The organism is Acinetobacter sp. YH12142 (assembly GCF_013418435.1).
Lineage (GTDB): Bacteria > Pseudomonadota > Gammaproteobacteria > Pseudomonadales > Moraxellaceae > Acinetobacter > Acinetobacter amyesii.
Map to the genome: position 1 here is coordinate 14,569 of NZ_VPCB01000004.1, position 18,135 is coordinate 32,703.

The following is an 18,135-nucleotide window of genomic DNA, read 5'->3' on the forward strand; positions in this document are numbered from 1 at the left end:
TGACACTTTATTTAAGGGTATCGGTGGAGGTATAGAGTTATTCGTATTAAGGTAGGGTGTTTTTAAGATAAATATTATTCATTGGCCAGACTATTCGCTGATTCAAACCGATTGGGAATGTCGCCTTGAAAACCTCAAAATTCTAAATTTGATATTAATTTTCGATTAATGTTTTTTACAATTTATTTTGTGCTAAGCTGCACTGCTGTATTCAATCTTTTTGACTGAAAATAAAAACAAAATTTAAAAAATCTTGTGCCATTCTCGAACAGAAAATGCTTTTCCCATCTAGCTGATTTCGCCAATACACAGTAGAATATGCGCTCTCTTCAAGTCACATTGCGGCTTGGTTCAAAAGACCAGCCCGTGGAGCCAAAATCAGCATGTTTATCGTGGCCGGTGCACCAGCACACTCTTCTTTTAAGAAAACGCAACTATTAACACGTCTATCTTCGATTAGTTCTGTTCAGGAAATTGAAAGCCAATTGGTCTATCTATTTGACCAAGCGCTAAGCGAACAGCAACAGCAATCTGCTTTACAGCTGCTTAATGATGGTCAATCTTTTGAATTGCGCCAGCCAGCAAGTGATGAAGTCCAAATATTAGTGACGCCACGCGTTGGGACAATCTCTCCGTGGTCGTCTAAGGCAACAGACATTTTTGCCAACTGTAATACACCGGTTCATCGCCTTGAACGCGGTGTTTTGTTTACTTTGAAGGGTGTAAATGCTGTTTCTGATGAAGTAAAACTAGCATTACATGATCGCATGACTGAAAGCGTTTTCAATGCTATTGAAGATGCTGCGGCACTTTTCTCTGAAACTGAACCAAAGCCTTTAAACTCAATTGATATTTTGGGTCAAGGTAAAGAAGCGTTGGTGAAAGCTAACTCTGAATTTGGTTTTGCGCTTTCTGATGAAGAAATCGATTATTTAACCGATGCATTCACAAAAATGGGTCGCAACCCGCATGACATCGAATTGATGATGTTTGCTCAAGCAAACTCTGAACACTGCCGTCATAAAATCTTTGGTTCAGAATGGACAATTGATGGTGAAGTTCAACCATTGTCATTGTTCCAAATGATTAAAAACACCTATAAAGAATCACCTACAGATGTATTGTCGGCATATAAAGACAACGCTTCTGTAATTGTGGGTTTTGACACACAGCGTTTTTATCCAAAACTAGATGCTGAAACAGGTCACCACGTTTATAAATACAAGAGTCAAGCCGCTCACATCTTGATGAAAGTGGAAACACATAACCATCCGACAGCGATTGCACCATTTGCTGGTGCAGCAACAGGTTCGGGCGGTGAAATCCGTGACGAAGGCGCAACAGGTCGTGGTGGTAAGCCAAAAGCAGGTTTAACAGGTTTCACTGTTTCTAACTTGAACATTCCGGGTTTTGAACAGCCATGGGAAGAAAACTACGGCAAACCATCTCGTATGGCATCTCCACTTCAAATTATGATTGAAGGCCCATTGGGTGGTGCAGCGTTTAACAATGAATTTGGTCGTCCTGCGTTAAATGGTTACTTCCGTACATTTGAACAAAATGTCAATGGTGATGTAAAAGGCTTCCATAAGCCAATTATGATTGCCGGTGGTTACGGTAACATCCGTCCTGACCATGTAGAAAAAGATGCGATTCAACCAGGCGATTTACTGATCGTACTAGGTGGTCCTGCAATGCTGATTGGTTTAGGCGGCGGTGCAGCGTCTTCTGTAGACAGCGGTAAGTTGGGTGAAAACCTAGACTTCGCATCTGTACAGCGTGAAAACCCAGAAATGGAACGCCGTTGCCAAGAAGTGATTGATGCTTGCTGGCGCATGGAAGATCATAACCCAATCGTGTCTGTACATGACGTAGGCGCGGGCGGTATCTCAAATGCCATGCCTGAACTTGTGAACGATCACGAGTTAGGTGCGGTACTTGATCTGCGTAAAATTCCATCGCTTGAAAAAGGCATGTCTCCGATGGAGATCTGGTCGAATGAAGCGCAAGAACGTTATGTTTTGGCGATCCGTCCAAGCTCATTAGAATTATTTGAATCACTGTGTGCACGTGAACGCTGTCCATTCGCCGTACTTGGTGAAGCAACTGAAGCGCGTCAATTGACAGTGAACGATCCACTGTTTGAAAACAAAGCTGTGGATATGCCAATGCAAGTGATGCTTGGCGGTACACCACGCATGAGCCGTTCATACGAAACCATTGAACGTAAAGGCGATGACTTCACTGCTGAAACAGTAACAGATTTGAAAGATGCGATTTACCGCGTTCTTAAGAATCCAACTGTTGCATCTAAATCGTTCTTGATCACGATTGGTGACCGTTCGATTACAGGTATGGTTGCACGTGATCAGTTCGTCGGTAAGTGGCAAGTGCCTGTAGCGGATGCTGCAGTAACAACGACTAGCCTTGTTGGTTATACAGGTGAAGCGATGGCAATGGGTGAGCGTCCACCAGTTGCGTTGTTGAATCCTGCTGCTTCTGCACGTTTATCTGTAGCAGAATCAATTTCAAACATCATGTCTGCAAAAATCGACCAGATCAGCGACATTAAATTGTCTGCAAACTGGATGGCTGCTGCAGGTCAACAAGGTGAAGACCAAGCGCTATTCGAAGGTGTTAAAGCCATCGGTATGGAAATGTGTCCTGCTTTAGGTATCGCAATTCCTGTAGGTAAAGACTCATTGTCTATGCGTACAACTTGGAATGATGACGGTGTTGATAAATCTGTAACATCTCCTATGACAGGCGTGATCACAGCATTTGCACCTGTAACAGATGTTCGTAAAACATTAACACCTGAACTTAAAAATATCGAGTCTGTACTTGTACGTATCGATCTTTCTAAAGGTCAATTCCGCCTTGGCGGTTCGATCCTTGCTCAGGTTTATAAAGCAATTGGTTCTGTAACACCTGATGTAGACAGTTTTGATGACTTCAAAGCATTCTTTGCGTTGGTTCAAGATTGGAACAACCGTGGTCTAATCAAGGCTTACCATGACATCGGTGATGGCGGTCTATTGGCAACTGTTGCAGAAATGATGTTTGCTTCACGCCTAGGTGCAGCACTTGAAGATCAATCTGTTGAATCTCTATTTGCAGAAGAAATTGGTGCAGTGCTTCAAATCAGCAAAGCGGATTGGGCTGCATTAGAAGCTGAAGTTGCAGCGTCTTCATTGCGCGATGCAATTGCAGTGGTAGGTACTGTAAACGATACAGATACTTTAACTGTAAATGGTTTGAGCTTAGACCGTGCTGAATTACAGCAAGCATGGACTGAAGTGTCACATCAAATCCAACGTCTGCGTGACAACGTAGAAACTGCGGATCAAGAATATGCGTTAATCGCGGACAAATCACATGCAGGTTTAATTGCAAAACCAACATTTGATTTGAACGAGCCAATCGAAGCACCGTACATCAATGAACGCCGTCCAAACATGGTGATTCTGCGTGAACAAGGTGTAAACGGTCATGTAGAAATGGCTGCTGCATTCGATAAAGTCGGCTTCAACACTGTAGATGTACACATGAGCGACTTGCTTGCTGGCCGTATCAGTCTTGATGACTTTGAAGGTTTAGTCGCGTGTGGCGGTTTCTCTTACGGTGACGTATTGGGCGCAGGCGGCGGTTGGGCTAAATCTGTATTGTTCAATCCTAAACTTCGTGACCAATTTGAGAAATTCTTCAACCGTGATGAAACTTTCTCTCTAGGTATTTGTAACGGCTGTCAAATGTTGTCTCAGCTTGCACCATTAATTCCAGGTGCAGACGCTTGGCCTCGTTTCCACCGCAATACTTCAGAGATGTTTGAAGCTCGTGCTGTAAACGTACGCGTTGAAAAATCAAATTCTGTATTGTTAGAAGGTATGGAAGGTTCGATTCTTCCTATCGCTGTAGCACATGGTGAAGGTCGTGTGGTTACAAGCGCAGAAAACATTGCAGCATTGAATGCTGGCGATCAGGTGATCTTGCGTTATGTAGATAGTCAAGGCAACCCAACGCAGCATTACCCAATGAACCCGAATGGTTCGCCAGAAGCGATTTCAGGTGTAACGTCTAAAGACGGTCGTGCAACGATTATGATGCCGCACCCTGAACGTAACTTCCGTGCGATTCAGCATTCTTGGAAACCAGAAGATTGGGATCAAGACGGTGCTTGGTTACGTATGTTCCGTAATGCACGTAAATTTATTGGTTAATCTTAGATAGATGAATAATAGAAAAGAGCCGCCTTCGGGTGGCTTTTTTTATGTTTAAAATTTACCAAAAGATATATTAATTATTGTGAATGCTTATTTTTACACATATAATCGCTTTCGATTTTTAACCACCTGCGGGTGGTTTTTTGTTGGTTTTAAATTTTTATTTCTCCCACTGAACTTGGTTTAGATTTTGCTTTTATATTTGTGGAAACATGCTAGTGTGTAATTTATGCACAATAACTATGCAAGATTAAAGACTAGCAAGATAAAAGAAAGATGGATAAGTAAACGAGTTCAGTATCAACACTCATGATGAGGTGATGACATGATTAAAATAGTAGAATATTCGGCAGTGGATAAGTCTGCGCTGCGTAAAAAGGGTTGGAAGCTTTTTGGTGCAGTGGTGTGTTTGCAGTTGGTGTTTTTATTTTTGGGTTATGCGTTGCAGATGTAATATTTGAACAATTGAAACCGCCGTGAGGCGGTTTTTATAAGCCTTCCGCGTTAGATGGTAACAAAGCACTATATTTTTCTTTCAATTGCTTTTTAAACTTCTTATCCCAAATAATAAAATCAATACCACCATCATAAGGTGCAACAATAATTTTTTTTTCAAATGAAACGAGAAATGCATGAATTTCTTCATTTGCAATTTTTAATAATAAATCATCATGTTTTTTAGGTTCCCATATTATTTGAGTGTATAAGGGTATAAAACAGACATCATTTTCATCACCATCATCAAAGTATTCAGGATCTATCTGATGTAGATTCATAGAAGGTGATTCTATTAAATTGTAGGAAATGATTTTTCTTCTATCATACTCAGGGTGGAAATAATTTGGCTCTGGCTGAGAATAATGTGGCGTAACATAATTACCTGTCACAAGGTAAACCGAGGTATCTAAGCCTAAACAATCTGTGATGATCTGATTTTGACGATCTAATAAAAGTAGCACTTCTTCTGTTGTGTCTGCATATTGTTTAGACTCGGGCAAGCTATGCATACGAAACCAATATTCCGAAAAATAAAATTTTAATACGTAAGGAATAGGTACTTTATTTGGAAAGTGATCATTCCATTGTTGTTCAAAGGTTTTAGTCATTGTTAATCTTTATATATTCTTAATGGGTTTAATATAACTTAGCATTAGGTAAATTTTCATATATCAAATGCAATGCTCAAGCTTATCTACTTCATACCTGAATAGCATCTTGAATCTACCAAACTTGCCGTATTTGAAGCAGGTGTCAGAGGTAGGCAATTTTGAGCACTGTACGTGGTAAATTTAGAGACAATACCAACTCAACATTTAGTCCGACAGAGTCTAACGGGCGACATCCATGTCGCAGGTTCCGTGATCAAATATTAAAATTTGATTTGATGATTGACTGTTAATGATTCTATTTAAATCATTAACTGAATCTGCTTTAAGACAGCCTTCAACGTATTTTCATAATCAAAAGCAGCATTAGTACTGTCTTGGTATCGCCAAGCGACATAACCATCTGGACGGACTAATACTGCACCTGATTCATGGATTTCAGATTTCGCATTCCATGTGCCATACACATCACGGTATTCACGAGAACCAATTTGAATCACATCTAAATAAGGTAGATTCAAAGATTCGGTAGCAGTTTTCCAACCTTTGCCTGAAAGACCTGTCAGTAGGGTAAAGCGACCATGCCCAGTAATATCTAAGGTTGATTGCTTATCACCTTTGGCATCAATAATCCAAGTATGTGGAACTTTTGCCCCCGGACGTGTGGTCGCTTGTAAGTACAGTTGTTGATCTTTGGCAAAGATCTCAGGCTCAGATTCAGCAATCATGGCATTGGATGTATAGCGCTGATTCAACTCTACACCTTGGGCATTAAATTCAAAGTTTTTAATTTCTAAGGCTTGATATAGCTTTTGGCGAATTTCTGCAGCTTGTTCATCTTCCGCAAAAATACGTTGCATCATTTGAGCTTGAGTTGTGATGCCTTGGTCAAAACCAAATACCTCTTTGAGATGCTTATAGTCAAAGCGAGATTGATTGGCACGCGCCACGATTTGCTTGCCGACAGGCGCACGCTCTAATGTATAAGAATCAAGTAGAGCAGGAGTAGCCCAACCTTTGATGGCATACGCTAATTTCCAACCGAGGTTAAAGGCATCTTGCATACAGGTATTTGAACCTAAGCCACTTGATGGTGGATGACGATGCACCGCATCACCGCCGCAGAATACACGACCTTTTGAATATTCGGTTGCCCATGTTTGGTTCACATACCAATAAGACAATTTTTGAATTTCGACATTTTCTACTTCAGCACCGACAAAGGCATTTAAACGCGCACGAACTTGCTCTTCGGTGACTTGTGGTTCGCCTTTGGAAATATCAAAGCCCCAACCCATAATCCATTCATTCCAAGGTGTAATGGCACGGAGTAAGCCCATGCCCAGATCACCAAAGCTCGCTTCAGGGTTAACAATCCATTGCAAAATAGCAGGGCGGTTTTTCACATATTGAGAGAGATCTGCTTTAAAAGTCACATACACCGTTCCTGCACGAGCCATGATCCCTTCGAGGGGTAAATCAAGCTCTTCAAGCACTTTAGAGCGAGCACCATCCATACCAATTAAATATTTGGCACGTAAGCTAAATTCAGTTTGGGTAATGCGATTAAGGAATGTTGCTGTTACGCCATGTTCATCTTGTATATGCGATAAATATTCAGTATTAAAATTATAAATCGCACCACGCTCGGCTGCATTTTTTACCAACAAAGCTTCCATTTTCGGTTGAATAAGATCGACCAATGGACAAGGACTGCCTTTAATATAATCGCCATGACGTTCATCGCCCGTTCCCCAAGCACTCATGCGGGCAATTTCTTCACCGACAAGACTTGTGGTAATGAGGCTTTCACCCATCTGTTCCCAAGGTGTGGCAATGTCGAGAACTTGTACTTCGATACCTAAGTCACGTAACACTTCCATCGCACGTTGGTTGGTAATATGGGCACGCGGACTATTGGCTAACCAATTAAATTGGGTAAAAAGCTGAACCTGTATGCCGTAATTTGCCAAGGCCAAACCTAAAGTAGAACCTGCAGGCCCTGTGCCAATAATCAGAACATCGGTATCGAATTGCTGTGTCATACAAAACTCCATGTGTATGTGAAGCGCAAACTTGGAATAGTCCGCAGTCTAGGCAAATGATTTTCCGAGTAGAATGGATATTCATATAAACTAAAGATCTATTGGTATTTTGACTGCATGACACGGGTGATGTAGTGAGTGTGTGGAGTGAAGCGAATGGAATTACGACATTTACGTTATTTTGTGACGGTGGCGAAAGAACAGAGCTTTACCAAGGCAGCGGAAAAACTATTTACAGCACAACCATCGCTCAGTCAGCAAATTAAAGACTTAGAGCAAGAGGTTGGGGTGCAATTATTTGAACGTTCTGCCCGAAAAGTCTTGCTGACCGATGAAGGGCAGGCTTTTCTCAAATATGCCGAGCAAGCACTTGAAAATGCCAAACAAGCTGTAGCTGCAGCTCGCCACGTGGCGCAAGCCAAAAATAATCAAATACATATTGGCTTTTTAAATGTCGCAGAATTGAAAATTATGCCGAGTATTTTGGCGCAATTAAAACAGCATATTCCTGATTTGAAAATTCATTTACATAGCTTGACGTGTACAGAGCAAATTCAAAAACTAAAAAATACCGAACTGGATATTAGCTTTACTCGTTACCACTTAAGCCATGATGACTTTACCAATATTCAGGTTTTAAGTGAGCAAATTTATTTGGTTGGCGCAGCGCATCTGCATCCATCAGATCGCATCTTAAAACTTCAAGAGTTAAAAAATCACACCATTATTATGTGTGAACAAAATGCTTCTCCCGTGTTTTACGATACCTTAAATGCCTTGATTCCTTTTGATCAGCATCAACATGATCATATGCTGTGGGTAACAAATGTCATGCAGCATTTAAATTTGATTAATATGGGCATGGGCCTGAGTTTTGTGCCCGAATATTTACTCAAATTTTTAAATGATTCGGTCAAAGTCATTCAAACAGATGTGGAATTACCGAAACTAGGTTTATATGCAACCTATCCGAATGCATCGAATAATGTTGCATTGAAAATGATTTACAGTGCTTTAAATAATGTAACTGCACAATAGCGTCTGGAATAACCAATGTTAAAACTGATTTATTATGTACCTGAGTCTCACCTAGAGTCGACTAAACTGGCTGTTTTTGAAGCTGGAGCAGGCGGTATAGGCAACTATGAACACTGCGCTTGGCAGGTGTTAGGTACAGGGCAATTTAAACCTGTAAAAGGCGCAAATCCTTTTATTGGTGAGTTGGATCAGCTGGAGTCTATCCCTGAATGGCGAGTGGAAACCATCGTGCCTGAAGAGAAGGCGAGTGAGGTCGCAAGGTCTTTAAAAGCAAGTCATCCTTATGAAGAGCCGGCATTTGAGTTTATTCAAATGGTGGATATTCAATTTTAATGATGCTTTTAAATTTTTAAGTTATAGAAAAAAGTAGATACACGAAGGGTGACATGGATGTCACCCGTTAGACAGAGATTCAAGGATGAATCTTCTGTCTAACAAGGGATTTTGGTTACTTTGATCCTTCAAAGTAACGTAATACCTACGCGTTATACACTAAAGTCACGTAGCTAATTGAGGTTGTGAGTATTCAATTGAAAGCAAGTTAAACCTTCTGAATAAATAAATCACGATCAAAACGATACTGCGGGAAGAACACACCATCTTTAGCACGTTCACCTGCACCAATCACCATCACTGGGTATTGCTGAGCATTTAATCCTAAAATCTTCTTCACCAAAGGTTCATCAAAACCTTCCATCATACAACTGTCAAAACCATAGGCACGTAATGCCAAAACTAAGTTTTCACAAGCCAATGCTGTAGTTTTGCTCGCCCAAAGTTTCGCATCTGCTTCATTAAATGCTGTTACAGGCAATTGTTTATCCAGTGTACGTGCAACTTTGAAAGCTACTTTCTTAAAGTTACCTAGTGCGTTGAAGTAACCTGTTTTATAGTTATAGGGAATAAACTTGTAATACTTTTGCACAGCTGCAGGTGCTTCAGGAAATGGAAATTCCGAAATATTACGTTTAGCCATTTCATCTACACGGTCGGTACGCGCGACACAGACAATCAATTCAGCAGCAGTTTTTGCCGCAAGTTGCCCTAAGCAAGCTTTCACCAACTGTTTTTTCTTTGCAGGGTTCTGAACGACATAGAATGTCCAAGGCTGTAAATTTGATGAATTTGGCGCAAGCAGGGCAAGGTCTAAGCATTCATCTAAAACATCGTTTGGAATGGCCTTGTCGGTAAACTTACGTACAGAACGACGGCTTTGTACAACTTTTTTAAAATTTTCGATATCGATGCCTTCAGGTGCAGGTTCGTAGTAGCGTTTCTTTTCAGGTTTATTTTCAGTTTGTGATGCTGCAGTCATGTGGAAACATCCAGTTTTTAATTTAGAAAATAGATTGGGGCTGAGATGAAAAAAACCACCCAAATATGAGTGGTTTTTAAGTTCCATTACAAATTAATTGAACTGAGAGAAGTCAGGTTTGCGTTTTTGCATAAAGGCTGCAACAGCTTCCATCATTTCTGGAGAACCTACTCGATCCATGAAAATCTCAGCTTCATGGTCAATCCATGCCACGATTTCATCTACATTATGTTTCATTAATGCTTTTGATTGAACCAAAGAAGCTAGTGGTAGTGCAGATAACTGTGCTGCTTTTTTCGCAGCCGTCGCATAAGCATCTTCTTCAATACTATTGACCAAATTTGCTGAAAGCGCTGTCGCACTATCAAACTTTTGAGCAGTTAACAGTAATTCAGCAGCTTTATGGTAGCCGGCTTGTTGAACCAATAGCTTGCTCGATGCACCTTCAGGTGATAAACCAAGGCTCACAAAGGGAATTTGGAATAGGGCGGTATTGTCGCTGTAGACTAGATCGCAATGAAGCAGAATCGTAACACCAATCCCAATGGCAACACCGCGAACCGCAGCAATCAGCGGCTTAGAAAATTGAGCAGCAGATTTTAATAAAATGAACGGTGCGCCTTCTGAAGCTGGAGCTTGTCCTTTTTGAGCAGCAGATTTCATAAAATCTTGCATGTCATTGCCCGCACTGAAGTCCGCATCTTGACCACGGAGTACAATTACACGCACTGAAGTATCCTGATCAGCTTCATCTAATGCTTTTGCAATCCACAGATATAATTCTGTATACAGCGCGTTCTTCGCCTGAGGTCGGTTAATGGCTAAGGTCAGTACGCCATTGTCCAAATTCGCATTCAAATGTTCATGGGGTTGTTGAATACAGCTCAGTGTCATCGTACTATCCTTGCGTAAAAGTTTCGTTTTGATTTTATGCTCAACATTATGTCGCATATTTCAGCCTGTGGCACAACTGCTCAGTTCATAAAAAGTTTGATTTGATATGAAATATACATTTGATTATTTGGTTTTCATTGGGCGTTTTCAGCCGTTCCATTTAGCGCATTTGCAAACCATTAAAATTGCCTTGCAACAAAGTCAATATGTGCTTTTAGCACTGGGTTCGGCGCAAAATGAACGTAATATCAAAAATCCATTTTTAGCGTCAGAACGTGAGCAGATGATCCTGTCGAATTTTTCAGAGCAAGATCAGAAGCGAATTAAGTTTGTGCATGTGATTGATGTATATAACGATGAAAAATGGCAAAAGTTAGTCAAATCTTTAGTAAGTGACGTGGTTGAAACGAATGCAAAAGTCGGTTTGATCGGGCATTTTAAAGATGATTCTTCTTATTATTTAAAATTCTTCCCCGAATGGGAAATGGTTGAGTTGGATAGTCTAGAAGGAGCCATTTCAGCGACACCGGTACGTGAAGCGTATTATCGTGGTGAAATTCAGCATGATGCTTTTCCTCAAGGTACCGTCGATTTTTTGAAAAAATTTCAACAGACAGACATTTATAAACAACTTCAACACAAATTTATGACTCAGGATAAAACAAATCTGCTATAAAAAAACGCTAAAATTTCTAGCACTACAATGGAGCAAAAAAATAAACATTGTAGTGATTTTAGGCTGTGTTTTATTCAGGAGAAAAACATGAATTTGCGTCACGGAACCTTAGCAAAATATATGGGAGCCTTCGCTTTATGCTGCGTATTGCCCCTACATGCTGCTGAGTGGACGCTAACGCCTAATAGTCAGGTCACATTTGGCATTAAATCTGTGGGGCTATCTATTGTTGAAGGGCGCTTTAATAAGGTTCAATCGAACCTAAAATTTGATCCTGAAATTCCGCATAAAGGTTCAGCGCATTTACTGTTAGATGTAGATAGCATCAGTTTTAGTAATCCAAGCTTAAAGGGATTAATCTTGGGCAGTGAATATTTTGATGCCGCTGAATTTAAGCAAGTGAAGTTTGTAAGTAAACAAATCGAACCCGTGGCTTATGCGAAATATATGATTCGAGGGGATCTCACCATTCGTGGTATCACTAAACCTGTGATCTTCGATACCACACTCACCCCAAATCCGCAAAATCCAAAAGTGTTGGATGTTCAATCTTTAGCAACCATTAAGCGTAGTGATTTTGGTATGCGTAAAGCACTGGGTGGTGTTGGTGAGCAAGTATTGATACAGCTCAAAGGCCAATGGCGGCTTGAATAACCGCAGTCTTACAGGGTTTAACACATATGATCTTTGGCATGTTGCAGCACAACAGCAGTCAATTTTTGTAATTGAACAGATTGTTGGTTCCAGTGATGCCAATACAAGGCTAAATCAATACTGAGTTCTGTTGAAAGCTCTATCAATTTTCCCTCTGCCAATAAGTCTTTGCTTTGATAGTCGGGTAACCATCCATAGCCCAAGCCCATCGTAATGGCATCAAAAAATGCCGTTGAAGAGGGAATGAAATGATGTGGATATTGTGAAGGATTGAGTCCGAAATTTTTCTGAATCGATTGCGTATGTAGGTCATCTTTCTCATTAAAAATCAGTGCAGGCGCAGCCCTTAACGCATTTCGCGTCACGCCTTGACCGAACCATCTTTGTATAAAATCAGGGGTTGCTACAAAGCGATAATGCATTTCACCCAGATATTCTGCGACGCAGCCTTTCATGGCTTCTGATTCTGTTGTGACACAGGCATTGACCAGTCCTGCTTCTAATAAATGATGTGTTTGTGACTGATCATCGACCTGAAAATGAATCACGATTTTTTCTTCAATTAAGAGATCTTTGAGTAGTGGAAGCAGCCATGTCGCAAGTGAGTCAGCATTGGTTGCAATATTGACTTGATAGAAAGCATTCGCCGTTTGTCCTGTTAGATTTTGCAGAAAATTATGTTCTAGTAATTTGCTGTGTTGTAAATAATGCAATAAAGATTGGCCTGCGAGTGTTGGGCGGCAGGGCCGTTCACGCACAATGAGCACATGACCTAATTTCTTTTCTAAGGTTTGTAGCCTGAGCGTGACCGCAGATGCCGTAATATTTAAACGCAGTGCCGCTTGTTCAAAGCTTCCTGTTTCTGCAACCGCAAGAAATGCTTCACTATGTTTGCTTTGTAACATGAGTCACCTACGAGTATTAGAAATTACATAAACTAAGAAAAACTTAGTTATATTGATATTTATTTATAAATACTTATTTTTAGCAATAAGCTTAGATAATAGCAAGATTCATTTAAAGCTTTGAAAGTGTAGTTAAAAATGTTGCACAGTTATATGCAAGGGCTCGCAATTGGATTTAGCCTAATTATCGCGATTGGTGCGCAAAATGCGTTTATTCTCAAGCAAGGGTTAAAAAAGCAGTATGTCTTTTGGCTCTGCGCTATTTGTGCTGCTTCTGATTCGATACTCATCTTATTGGGAGTGCTCGGATTCTCCCAATTGGTTGAAAGTCATCCGGAAATTGTGAGTGGGGCGAAATATTTGGGCGCAACCTTTTTAGCAGTTTATGGGGCACAGCATTTTCTGCAAGCCTTTAAAACTTCGAGCAGTTTAGCGCCCAGTGAGAAGAATGAAACCAAATTATTGAAACTGGTACTGATCTGCTTGGCTTTAACGTGGTTGAATCCACATGTGTATCTCGATACGGTTGTGCTGATTGGGTCTATTTCAACGAAGTTTGAATCGACAGCCGTATATTTTGCGATTGGGGCAATTACAGCTTCATGGGTGTTTTTCTTTGTCCTCGGATTTGGTGCGCGCTATTTATTACCGCTCTTCCAAAGTGCAAAGGCATGGAAAGTTTTAGACTTTATTATTGGCGTTGTGATGTGGGGAATTGCAATTTCATTATTGCTCTAGTTATATGTCCTCATTAAATTTGAGCCCATTCCTAAAGGAGCGGGCTCAAATCATTACTTTTATGCTGCTTGTAATGCTTTTAAATCTTCTAAGACTTGTTCTGCATGGCCTGCGGCTTTGACTTTACGATATTCTTTTACCAGCTTGCCATGATGGAAAATAAAGGTTGAGCGTTCGATGCCCATAACCTTTTTGCCATACATATTTTTTTCTTTAATCACATCGAAATGCTGACATAGCACTTCTTCTTTATCACTGATTAAATCAATGCTTAGATTTTGCTTTTCAGTGAAGTTTTGATGGGCTTTAACCGAGTCGCGAGAAATGCCGTAGATTGGTGTATTAAGCGCATCAAACTGATCTTTTAAGCATGAAAACCCAATGGCTTGCGTCGTACATCCTGGTGTTGAATCTTTAGGGTAGAAGTAGATGATCAGCCAGTCATTGTTTAGTTCTGCAAGGTTGACTTCACCTGAGGTGGTTGGGAAGGTTTGATTTGGTAAGCTAATTTCAGTCATGAAGATTTCCTTTTTCATGTCTTATCCCTAAATGGGCTTAAACAAAGTATGTGAAATATGACCATCATACAGAATTTACTTTGAACTTAAAGCAATAAAAAAGCCTGCATTTGCAGGCTTTTTTAAGACGAAAATTATTTTTTCGCTTGAGCAGATTTCATTGCTTCTTCAGTTAAATTTTTTAATTTACCTGTTAACTGAGGACCGAAACATGCTTGAAGGTCTTTATTTTGTTTTTGAACAAAAGCGAGTGTTGCAGGGCTTTTCTTCTGGTTGATTGTGCTTTGGATTTCCCATTTTTGAGCATTGGTTAAACGACCATCTGCTTCAACAGCACAAGTACAGTATTTGCTAACTTCAGCGGCAGTTAGTTTTTTACCTTTGCCAGTTTCTTCTTTACAAACATTAATTAACGAAGATTTTACGTTAGTGCTCTTATATGCTTGTTGAAGCTTGTCGTTGTCAGCGTGTGCAACTGAAGCAAACAATGCAGCTGCAGAGAAAGCAGCAGAAAGAATAATGTTTGATTTTAAATTTTTCATAAACCCTACCTTGTTATTTCGGTATGTAACGTGTCGGATCTTCAACACCTGCGTCAACGAAACCTTGTTTACGAAGACGGCAGCTATCGCATTTACCGCAAGCACGACCTTGGTCATCTGCTTGATAGCAAGACACCGTTTGACTGTAGTCTACGCCATGTTCTATACCTAAGCGAATGATATTTGCTTTGGATAAATGTAACAGAGGTGTTTCAAATTTAAGTGGTTTTCCTTCAACGCCAACTTTAGTTGCAAGGCGAGCCATGTTGGCAAAGGCTTCGATAAACTCTGGACGGCAGTCTGGATAGCCTGAGTAATCAACCGCATTAATACCAATGACAATTGCTTCTGCACCAAAAACTTCCGCCGCAGCTAAAGCATATGACAAGAAAATCGTGTTACGCGCTGGTACATAAGTTACAGGAATACCGGCTTGTTCATGATCAGGAACTTCAATGCTATGGTCCGTTAACGCAGAGCCACCTAAGTTACCTAAATCGATATTAATGACACGATGTTCTACACCAGCCTGCTTGGTTAACTCACGAGCAGCATCCAGTTCTGTCGTAGAACGTTGACCATACATAAAACTTAAGGCGATACATTCATAACGTGCTTGAGCCCAAGCTAAACAAGTGGTTGAGTCTAAGCCGCCAGACAATAAAACTATGGCACGAGGGCGCATATGCATTACTCCAAATAATTCTTTAAAACTTAACGACCAGTTTCATCGTTCCAAAGCAATTTATGTAATTGCAATTGGAAGCGAACAGGGAGATGGTCTTCTAAAATCCACTGTGCTAAATCACGTGCAAGCTGAGGTAAACGAACAGCGCCTTTTTCAACGGCAAAGGCCGGAGAGAACCAAATGGTGTTGACTTTTTCGTTTAGCTTATAGCGCTCAACTTGCTGTTTTGACCATTCATAGTCTTCACGATGACAAATCACAAATTTGATTTGATCATGTGGCGTTAAATGGTCGAAGTTGCTAAGCAAGTTTCGTGCAACTTCACCCGATGTTGGGGTTTTTAAATCCATAACTTTTGAAACACGTGGGTCAACTTTAGACACATCTAAAGCACCACTGGTTTCTAAAGAGACTTCGCAGCCTAAATCGGCCAGACGAGTCATGAGGGGAAGGGCGTTCGGTTGAGCAAGTGGCTCACCACCCGTCACGCAAATATAAGGAGTTTTAAAATCTAAAGTGGTTTGAATAATTTCTTCTAATGATTGGCGTTCACCGCCTTCAAACGAATAGGTTGTATCACAATAAGTGCAACGTAAGGGACAGCCCGTCAAGCGGATAAAGACCGTAGGCAAACCTGCGGTATTGGCTTCACCTTGCAATGAATAAAAAATCTCCGTAATACGTAAACCCGCAGACGGATCAGAAACAGGAATAGCGGAAGATCGAAGGGTACTCATAACAAAATTAACCAGATATAAAAAAACAAAAAATCTCTACGATCATTGCTAACCGTAGAGACGAGGAGCGATAGAAGCTCCACGGAACACGAATGCTCCGCTGAAATAAAGACTTAGTCTTCGCGTAATAATTCGTTCAAGCTTGTTTTCGCACGAGTTTTCGCGTCAACTTTTTTCACGATTACAGCAGCATATAGGCTGTATTTACCGCATTTAGAAGGCAGGCTGCCAGAAACCACAACAGAGCCAGCAGGAACACGACCGTAATGGATTTCGCCAGTTTCACGGTCATAAATCTTAGTCGATTGACCAATAAATACGCCCATTGAAATCACAGAACCTTCTTCTACGATCACACCTTCAACGATCTCAGAACGCGCGCCAATAAAGCAATTGTCTTCAATGATTGTTGGGTTCGCTTGAAGTGGTTCAAGAACACCACCAATACCAACACCACCAGACAAATGTACGTTTTTACCAATTTGTGCACATGAACCAACGGTTGCCCATGTATCAACCATTGTACCTTCGTCAACATATGCACCAATATTGACATATGAAGGCATCAATACAACATTTTTTGCTTGGAAAGAACCTTTACGTGCTACAGCAGGTGGTACTACACGTACACCAGCAGCTTTAAATTGTTCTTCAGTCCAGTCAGAGAACTTAGTATCTACTTTGTCATAGAAGCGTAAGTCACAAGCTTCCATTGGTTTGTTGTCGTTCAATTTGAATGAAAGCAAAACGGCTTTTTTCACCCATTGATGAACAATCCATTCACCATCAATTTTTTCAGCAACACGTAATGTACCGTTATCTAGGCCAGCGATTACTTCTTCTACTGCTGCGCGTACTTCAGCAGGACAGTCAGCTGCAGTGAAATTAGCACGGTCTTCAAACGCTTGTTCAATGATTGTTGAAAGCTGAGACATGTTCTTCCATCCAGAAAAAAATTTTCCAAGATTTTACACTAAATTGAGTTAAAAATAGATGGTAAATCGGCCTAGGATCGGAATTAATTATTAAGCAAGTACTAAAACCAAGAAATTAAGAGTGATGGATGTAGCACTTTCATAAGGTTTGTATAAAAAATACGCAAAATATACAGAATTGTTCTCAAGCATCATTATTATATTTAAAAAAGTGAAACAAAAACTCTTTATTAATCAATATTAAAATCTAAATGTATCAAAAGTTAACAAAAAATCAGTAAATTTGCATAAATGTTGAGCTTTGTTTCCTTTTAACATGTGCCATATAACAAGTCTGTAAAATCTGAATAACAGTTTATTTTGAGGAGAAACACATGAAATCATTACGTTTATTAACAGTAGCTGCTCTACTTACTGCTGCAGGTACTGCAATGGCAGATACCTCTGTAGTTCATGATGGCTATGCATTTGATCAAAACCAACTTATCCCAACTGGCGCTCGTCTAGAAGTGGGTACGACTGGTTATGGTGGTGCGTTACTTTGGACTGCGAACCCATACGTCGGCCTTGCTTTAGGTTATAACGGTGGTGATATTTCGTGGACAGACGATGTTTCTATTGATGGTACAAAGTACGATCTAGATATGGAAAATAGCACTGCATATTTGAATGCTGAGATTCGTCCTTGGGGGGCAAGTGCAAATCCATGGGCACAAGGTTTATACGTTGCAGCAGGGGTGGGTTACATTGATAACGAATATGACCTAACTAAACGTTCTAAAGATGGCACAATTAAAATCAATGGTACTAATTATTCGTATAACGGATCTGTTAACGGAAACATGTCTTACGAAAATGATATTGCACCGTATGTAGGTTTGGGTTTTGCGCCTAAATTAAATAAAAACTGGGGTGTTTTTGGTGAAGTAGGTGCTTACTACACAGGTAATCCTGCAGTTGATTTAGATAAATCTGGTACATTTGTTAATGCTGCTGGTGGTAATGCTTCTGCTGATTTACGAGCAGAAGAGCAAAAAATCCGTGAAGATGATAAATATCAATGGCTTCCAGTAGGTAAAGTAGGTGTGAGCTACCATTGGTAAGTTCTTACTGAAATAAAA

Annotated in this window: 18 protein-coding genes; 8 read left to right on the forward strand and 10 right to left on the reverse strand. The window is 40.4% G+C overall.

Annotated elements, in window-relative coordinates:
- Positions 1-383 precede the first annotated feature (383 nt).
- Complete coding sequence (purL, locus tag FTU77_RS04645; RefSeq protein ID WP_180054944.1) at positions 384-4,220, forward strand: phosphoribosylformylglycinamidine synthase; 3,837 nt, start codon at positions 384-386, stop codon at positions 4,218-4,220.
- A gap of 328 nt (positions 4,221-4,548) precedes the next feature.
- Positions 4,549-4,677, forward strand: coding sequence for a KGW motif small protein (locus FTU77_RS15960; protein ID WP_257220672.1), 129 nt, complete (start codon positions 4,549-4,551; stop codon positions 4,675-4,677).
- Between the two features lie 34 nt (positions 4,678-4,711).
- Here FTU77_RS15960 and FTU77_RS04650 read toward each other — a convergent pair whose 3' ends face one another.
- The gene (locus FTU77_RS04650) at positions 4,712-5,329 is read right to left on the reverse strand and encodes a hypothetical protein (protein WP_180040158.1); all 618 of its coding nucleotides are present in this window, start codon (positions 5,327-5,329) and stop codon (positions 4,712-4,714) included.
- Positions 5,330-5,631: 302 nt separating this feature from the next.
- Positions 5,632-7,374 carry an FAD-dependent monooxygenase gene (locus FTU77_RS04655; protein WP_180054946.1) on the reverse strand — a complete coding sequence of 581 codons (1,743 nt, stop codon included), beginning with the start codon at positions 7,372-7,374 and terminating at the stop codon, positions 5,632-5,634.
- A 156-nt stretch (positions 7,375-7,530) separates the two neighbouring features.
- Between FTU77_RS04655 and FTU77_RS04660 the strand changes: the two genes are divergently transcribed.
- Together FTU77_RS04660 and FTU77_RS04665 are read left to right on the forward strand one after the other, a co-directional pair.
- Complete coding sequence (locus FTU77_RS04660) at positions 7,531-8,412, forward strand: LysR family transcriptional regulator (protein ID WP_180054948.1); 882 nt, start codon at positions 7,531-7,533, stop codon at positions 8,410-8,412.
- Positions 8,413-8,427: 15 nt separating this feature from the next.
- Positions 8,428-8,745 (forward strand): YqfO family protein, encoded by a 318-nt coding sequence (locus FTU77_RS04665; RefSeq protein ID WP_180054950.1) that lies wholly within the window; start codon positions 8,428-8,430, stop codon positions 8,743-8,745.
- A gap of 208 nt (positions 8,746-8,953) precedes the next feature.
- Here FTU77_RS04665 and FTU77_RS04670 read toward each other — a convergent pair whose 3' ends face one another.
- Complete coding sequence (locus FTU77_RS04670) at positions 8,954-9,727, reverse strand: nitroreductase family protein (protein ID WP_180040150.1); 774 nt, start codon at positions 9,725-9,727, stop codon at positions 8,954-8,956.
- 93 nt (positions 9,728-9,820) lie between these two features.
- The gene (locus tag FTU77_RS04675) at positions 9,821-10,621 is read right to left on the reverse strand and encodes an enoyl-CoA hydratase-related protein (RefSeq protein ID WP_078190356.1); all 801 of its coding nucleotides are present in this window, start codon (positions 10,619-10,621) and stop codon (positions 9,821-9,823) included.
- A gap of 106 nt (positions 10,622-10,727) precedes the next feature.
- On the opposite strand from FTU77_RS04675, the gene FTU77_RS04680 reads away from it, so the two are divergent.
- Together FTU77_RS04680 and FTU77_RS04685 are read left to right on the forward strand one after the other, a co-directional pair.
- Positions 10,728-11,297 (forward strand): nicotinate-nicotinamide nucleotide adenylyltransferase, encoded by a 570-nt coding sequence (locus FTU77_RS04680; RefSeq protein ID WP_180054952.1) that lies wholly within the window; start codon positions 10,728-10,730, stop codon positions 11,295-11,297.
- 87 nt (positions 11,298-11,384) lie between these two features.
- Positions 11,385-11,951, forward strand: coding sequence for a YceI family protein (locus FTU77_RS04685; RefSeq protein ID WP_180003275.1), 567 nt, complete (start codon positions 11,385-11,387; stop codon positions 11,949-11,951).
- Positions 11,952-11,968: 17 nt separating this feature from the next.
- Here FTU77_RS04685 and FTU77_RS04690 read toward each other — a convergent pair whose 3' ends face one another.
- Positions 11,969-12,856 (reverse strand): LysR family transcriptional regulator ArgP, encoded by an 888-nt coding sequence (locus FTU77_RS04690; protein ID WP_180026887.1) that lies wholly within the window; start codon positions 12,854-12,856, stop codon positions 11,969-11,971.
- Between the two features lie 138 nt (positions 12,857-12,994).
- Here FTU77_RS04690 and FTU77_RS04695 point away from each other — a divergent pair, with 138 nt between their 5' ends.
- The gene (locus FTU77_RS04695) at positions 12,995-13,594 is read left to right on the forward strand and encodes a LysE/ArgO family amino acid transporter (RefSeq protein ID WP_180054954.1); all 600 of its coding nucleotides are present in this window, start codon (positions 12,995-12,997) and stop codon (positions 13,592-13,594) included.
- Between the two features lie 59 nt (positions 13,595-13,653).
- On the opposite strand, the gene FTU77_RS04700 is transcribed toward FTU77_RS04695, so the two are convergent.
- The 5 genes from FTU77_RS04700 to dapD all read right to left on the reverse strand — a co-directional run bounded on the left by FTU77_RS04700 (position 13,654) and on the right by dapD (position 17,014).
- The gene (locus tag FTU77_RS04700) at positions 13,654-14,112 is read right to left on the reverse strand and encodes a peroxiredoxin (RefSeq protein WP_180003271.1); all 459 of its coding nucleotides are present in this window, start codon (positions 14,110-14,112) and stop codon (positions 13,654-13,656) included.
- Between the two features lie 134 nt (positions 14,113-14,246).
- On the reverse strand, positions 14,247-14,654 hold the full coding sequence (locus FTU77_RS04705) for a hypothetical protein (RefSeq protein WP_078192024.1): 408 nt from the start codon (positions 14,652-14,654) through the stop codon (positions 14,247-14,249).
- Positions 14,655-14,667: 13 nt separating this feature from the next.
- The gene (gene queC, locus FTU77_RS04710; RefSeq protein WP_078190349.1) at positions 14,668-15,339 is read right to left on the reverse strand and encodes a 7-cyano-7-deazaguanine synthase QueC; all 672 of its coding nucleotides are present in this window, start codon (positions 15,337-15,339) and stop codon (positions 14,668-14,670) included.
- 29 nt (positions 15,340-15,368) lie between these two features.
- The gene (gene queE, locus FTU77_RS04715) at positions 15,369-16,079 is read right to left on the reverse strand and encodes a 7-carboxy-7-deazaguanine synthase QueE (protein ID WP_180054956.1); all 711 of its coding nucleotides are present in this window, start codon (positions 16,077-16,079) and stop codon (positions 15,369-15,371) included.
- Positions 16,080-16,192: 113 nt separating this feature from the next.
- Positions 16,193-17,014, reverse strand: a complete 822-nt coding sequence (dapD, locus tag FTU77_RS04720) for a 2,3,4,5-tetrahydropyridine-2,6-dicarboxylate N-succinyltransferase (protein WP_078190347.1) — start codon at positions 17,012-17,014, stop codon at positions 16,193-16,195.
- Positions 17,015-17,388: 374 nt separating this feature from the next.
- On the opposite strand from dapD, the gene carO reads away from it, so the two are divergent.
- Complete coding sequence (gene carO, locus FTU77_RS04725; protein WP_111883964.1) at positions 17,389-18,117, forward strand: ornithine uptake porin CarO; 729 nt, start codon at positions 17,389-17,391, stop codon at positions 18,115-18,117.
- Positions 18,118-18,135: the final 18 nt, after the last annotated feature.

What these genes read in the sequence shown, in the direction of transcription:
- FTU77_RS04685 (WP_180003275.1), top strand. Translation starts at nt 11,385, where the DNA reads ATGAATTTGCGTCACGGAACCTTAGCAAAATATATGGGAGCCTTCGCT.
- FTU77_RS04650 (WP_180040158.1), bottom strand. Translation starts at nt 5,329, where the DNA reads ATGACTAAAACCTTTGAACAACAATGGAATGATCACTTTCCAAATAAA.
- carO (WP_111883964.1), top strand. Translation starts at nt 17,389, where the DNA reads ATGAAATCATTACGTTTATTAACAGTAGCTGCTCTACTTACTGCTGCA.
- FTU77_RS04655 (WP_180054946.1), bottom strand. Translation starts at nt 7,374, where the DNA reads ATGACACAGCAATTCGATACCGATGTTCTGATTATTGGCACAGGGCCT.
- FTU77_RS04675 (WP_078190356.1), bottom strand. Translation starts at nt 10,621, where the DNA reads ATGACACTGAGCTGTATTCAACAACCCCATGAACATTTGAATGCGAAT.
- dapD (WP_078190347.1), bottom strand. Translation starts at nt 17,014, where the DNA reads ATGTCTCAGCTTTCAACAATCATTGAACAAGCGTTTGAAGACCGTGCT.
- FTU77_RS04660 (WP_180054948.1), top strand. Translation starts at nt 7,531, where the DNA reads ATGGAATTACGACATTTACGTTATTTTGTGACGGTGGCGAAAGAACAG.
- purL (WP_180054944.1), top strand. Translation starts at nt 384, where the DNA reads ATGTTTATCGTGGCCGGTGCACCAGCACACTCTTCTTTTAAGAAAACG.
- FTU77_RS04680 (WP_180054952.1), top strand. Translation starts at nt 10,728, where the DNA reads ATGAAATATACATTTGATTATTTGGTTTTCATTGGGCGTTTTCAGCCG.
- FTU77_RS04690 (WP_180026887.1), bottom strand. Translation starts at nt 12,856, where the DNA reads ATGTTACAAAGCAAACATAGTGAAGCATTTCTTGCGGTTGCAGAAACA.
- queE (WP_180054956.1), bottom strand. Translation starts at nt 16,079, where the DNA reads ATGAGTACCCTTCGATCTTCCGCTATTCCTGTTTCTGATCCGTCTGCG.
- queC (WP_078190349.1), bottom strand. Translation starts at nt 15,339, where the DNA reads ATGCGCCCTCGTGCCATAGTTTTATTGTCTGGCGGCTTAGACTCAACC.
- FTU77_RS04695 (WP_180054954.1), top strand. Translation starts at nt 12,995, where the DNA reads ATGTTGCACAGTTATATGCAAGGGCTCGCAATTGGATTTAGCCTAATT.
- FTU77_RS15960 (WP_257220672.1), top strand. Translation starts at nt 4,549, where the DNA reads ATGATTAAAATAGTAGAATATTCGGCAGTGGATAAGTCTGCGCTGCGT.
- FTU77_RS04700 (WP_180003271.1), bottom strand. Translation starts at nt 14,112, where the DNA reads ATGACTGAAATTAGCTTACCAAATCAAACCTTCCCAACCACCTCAGGT.
- FTU77_RS04665 (WP_180054950.1), top strand. Translation starts at nt 8,428, where the DNA reads ATGTTAAAACTGATTTATTATGTACCTGAGTCTCACCTAGAGTCGACT.
- FTU77_RS04705 (WP_078192024.1), bottom strand. Translation starts at nt 14,654, where the DNA reads ATGAAAAATTTAAAATCAAACATTATTCTTTCTGCTGCTTTCTCTGCA.
- FTU77_RS04670 (WP_180040150.1), bottom strand. Translation starts at nt 9,727, where the DNA reads ATGACTGCAGCATCACAAACTGAAAATAAACCTGAAAAGAAACGCTAC.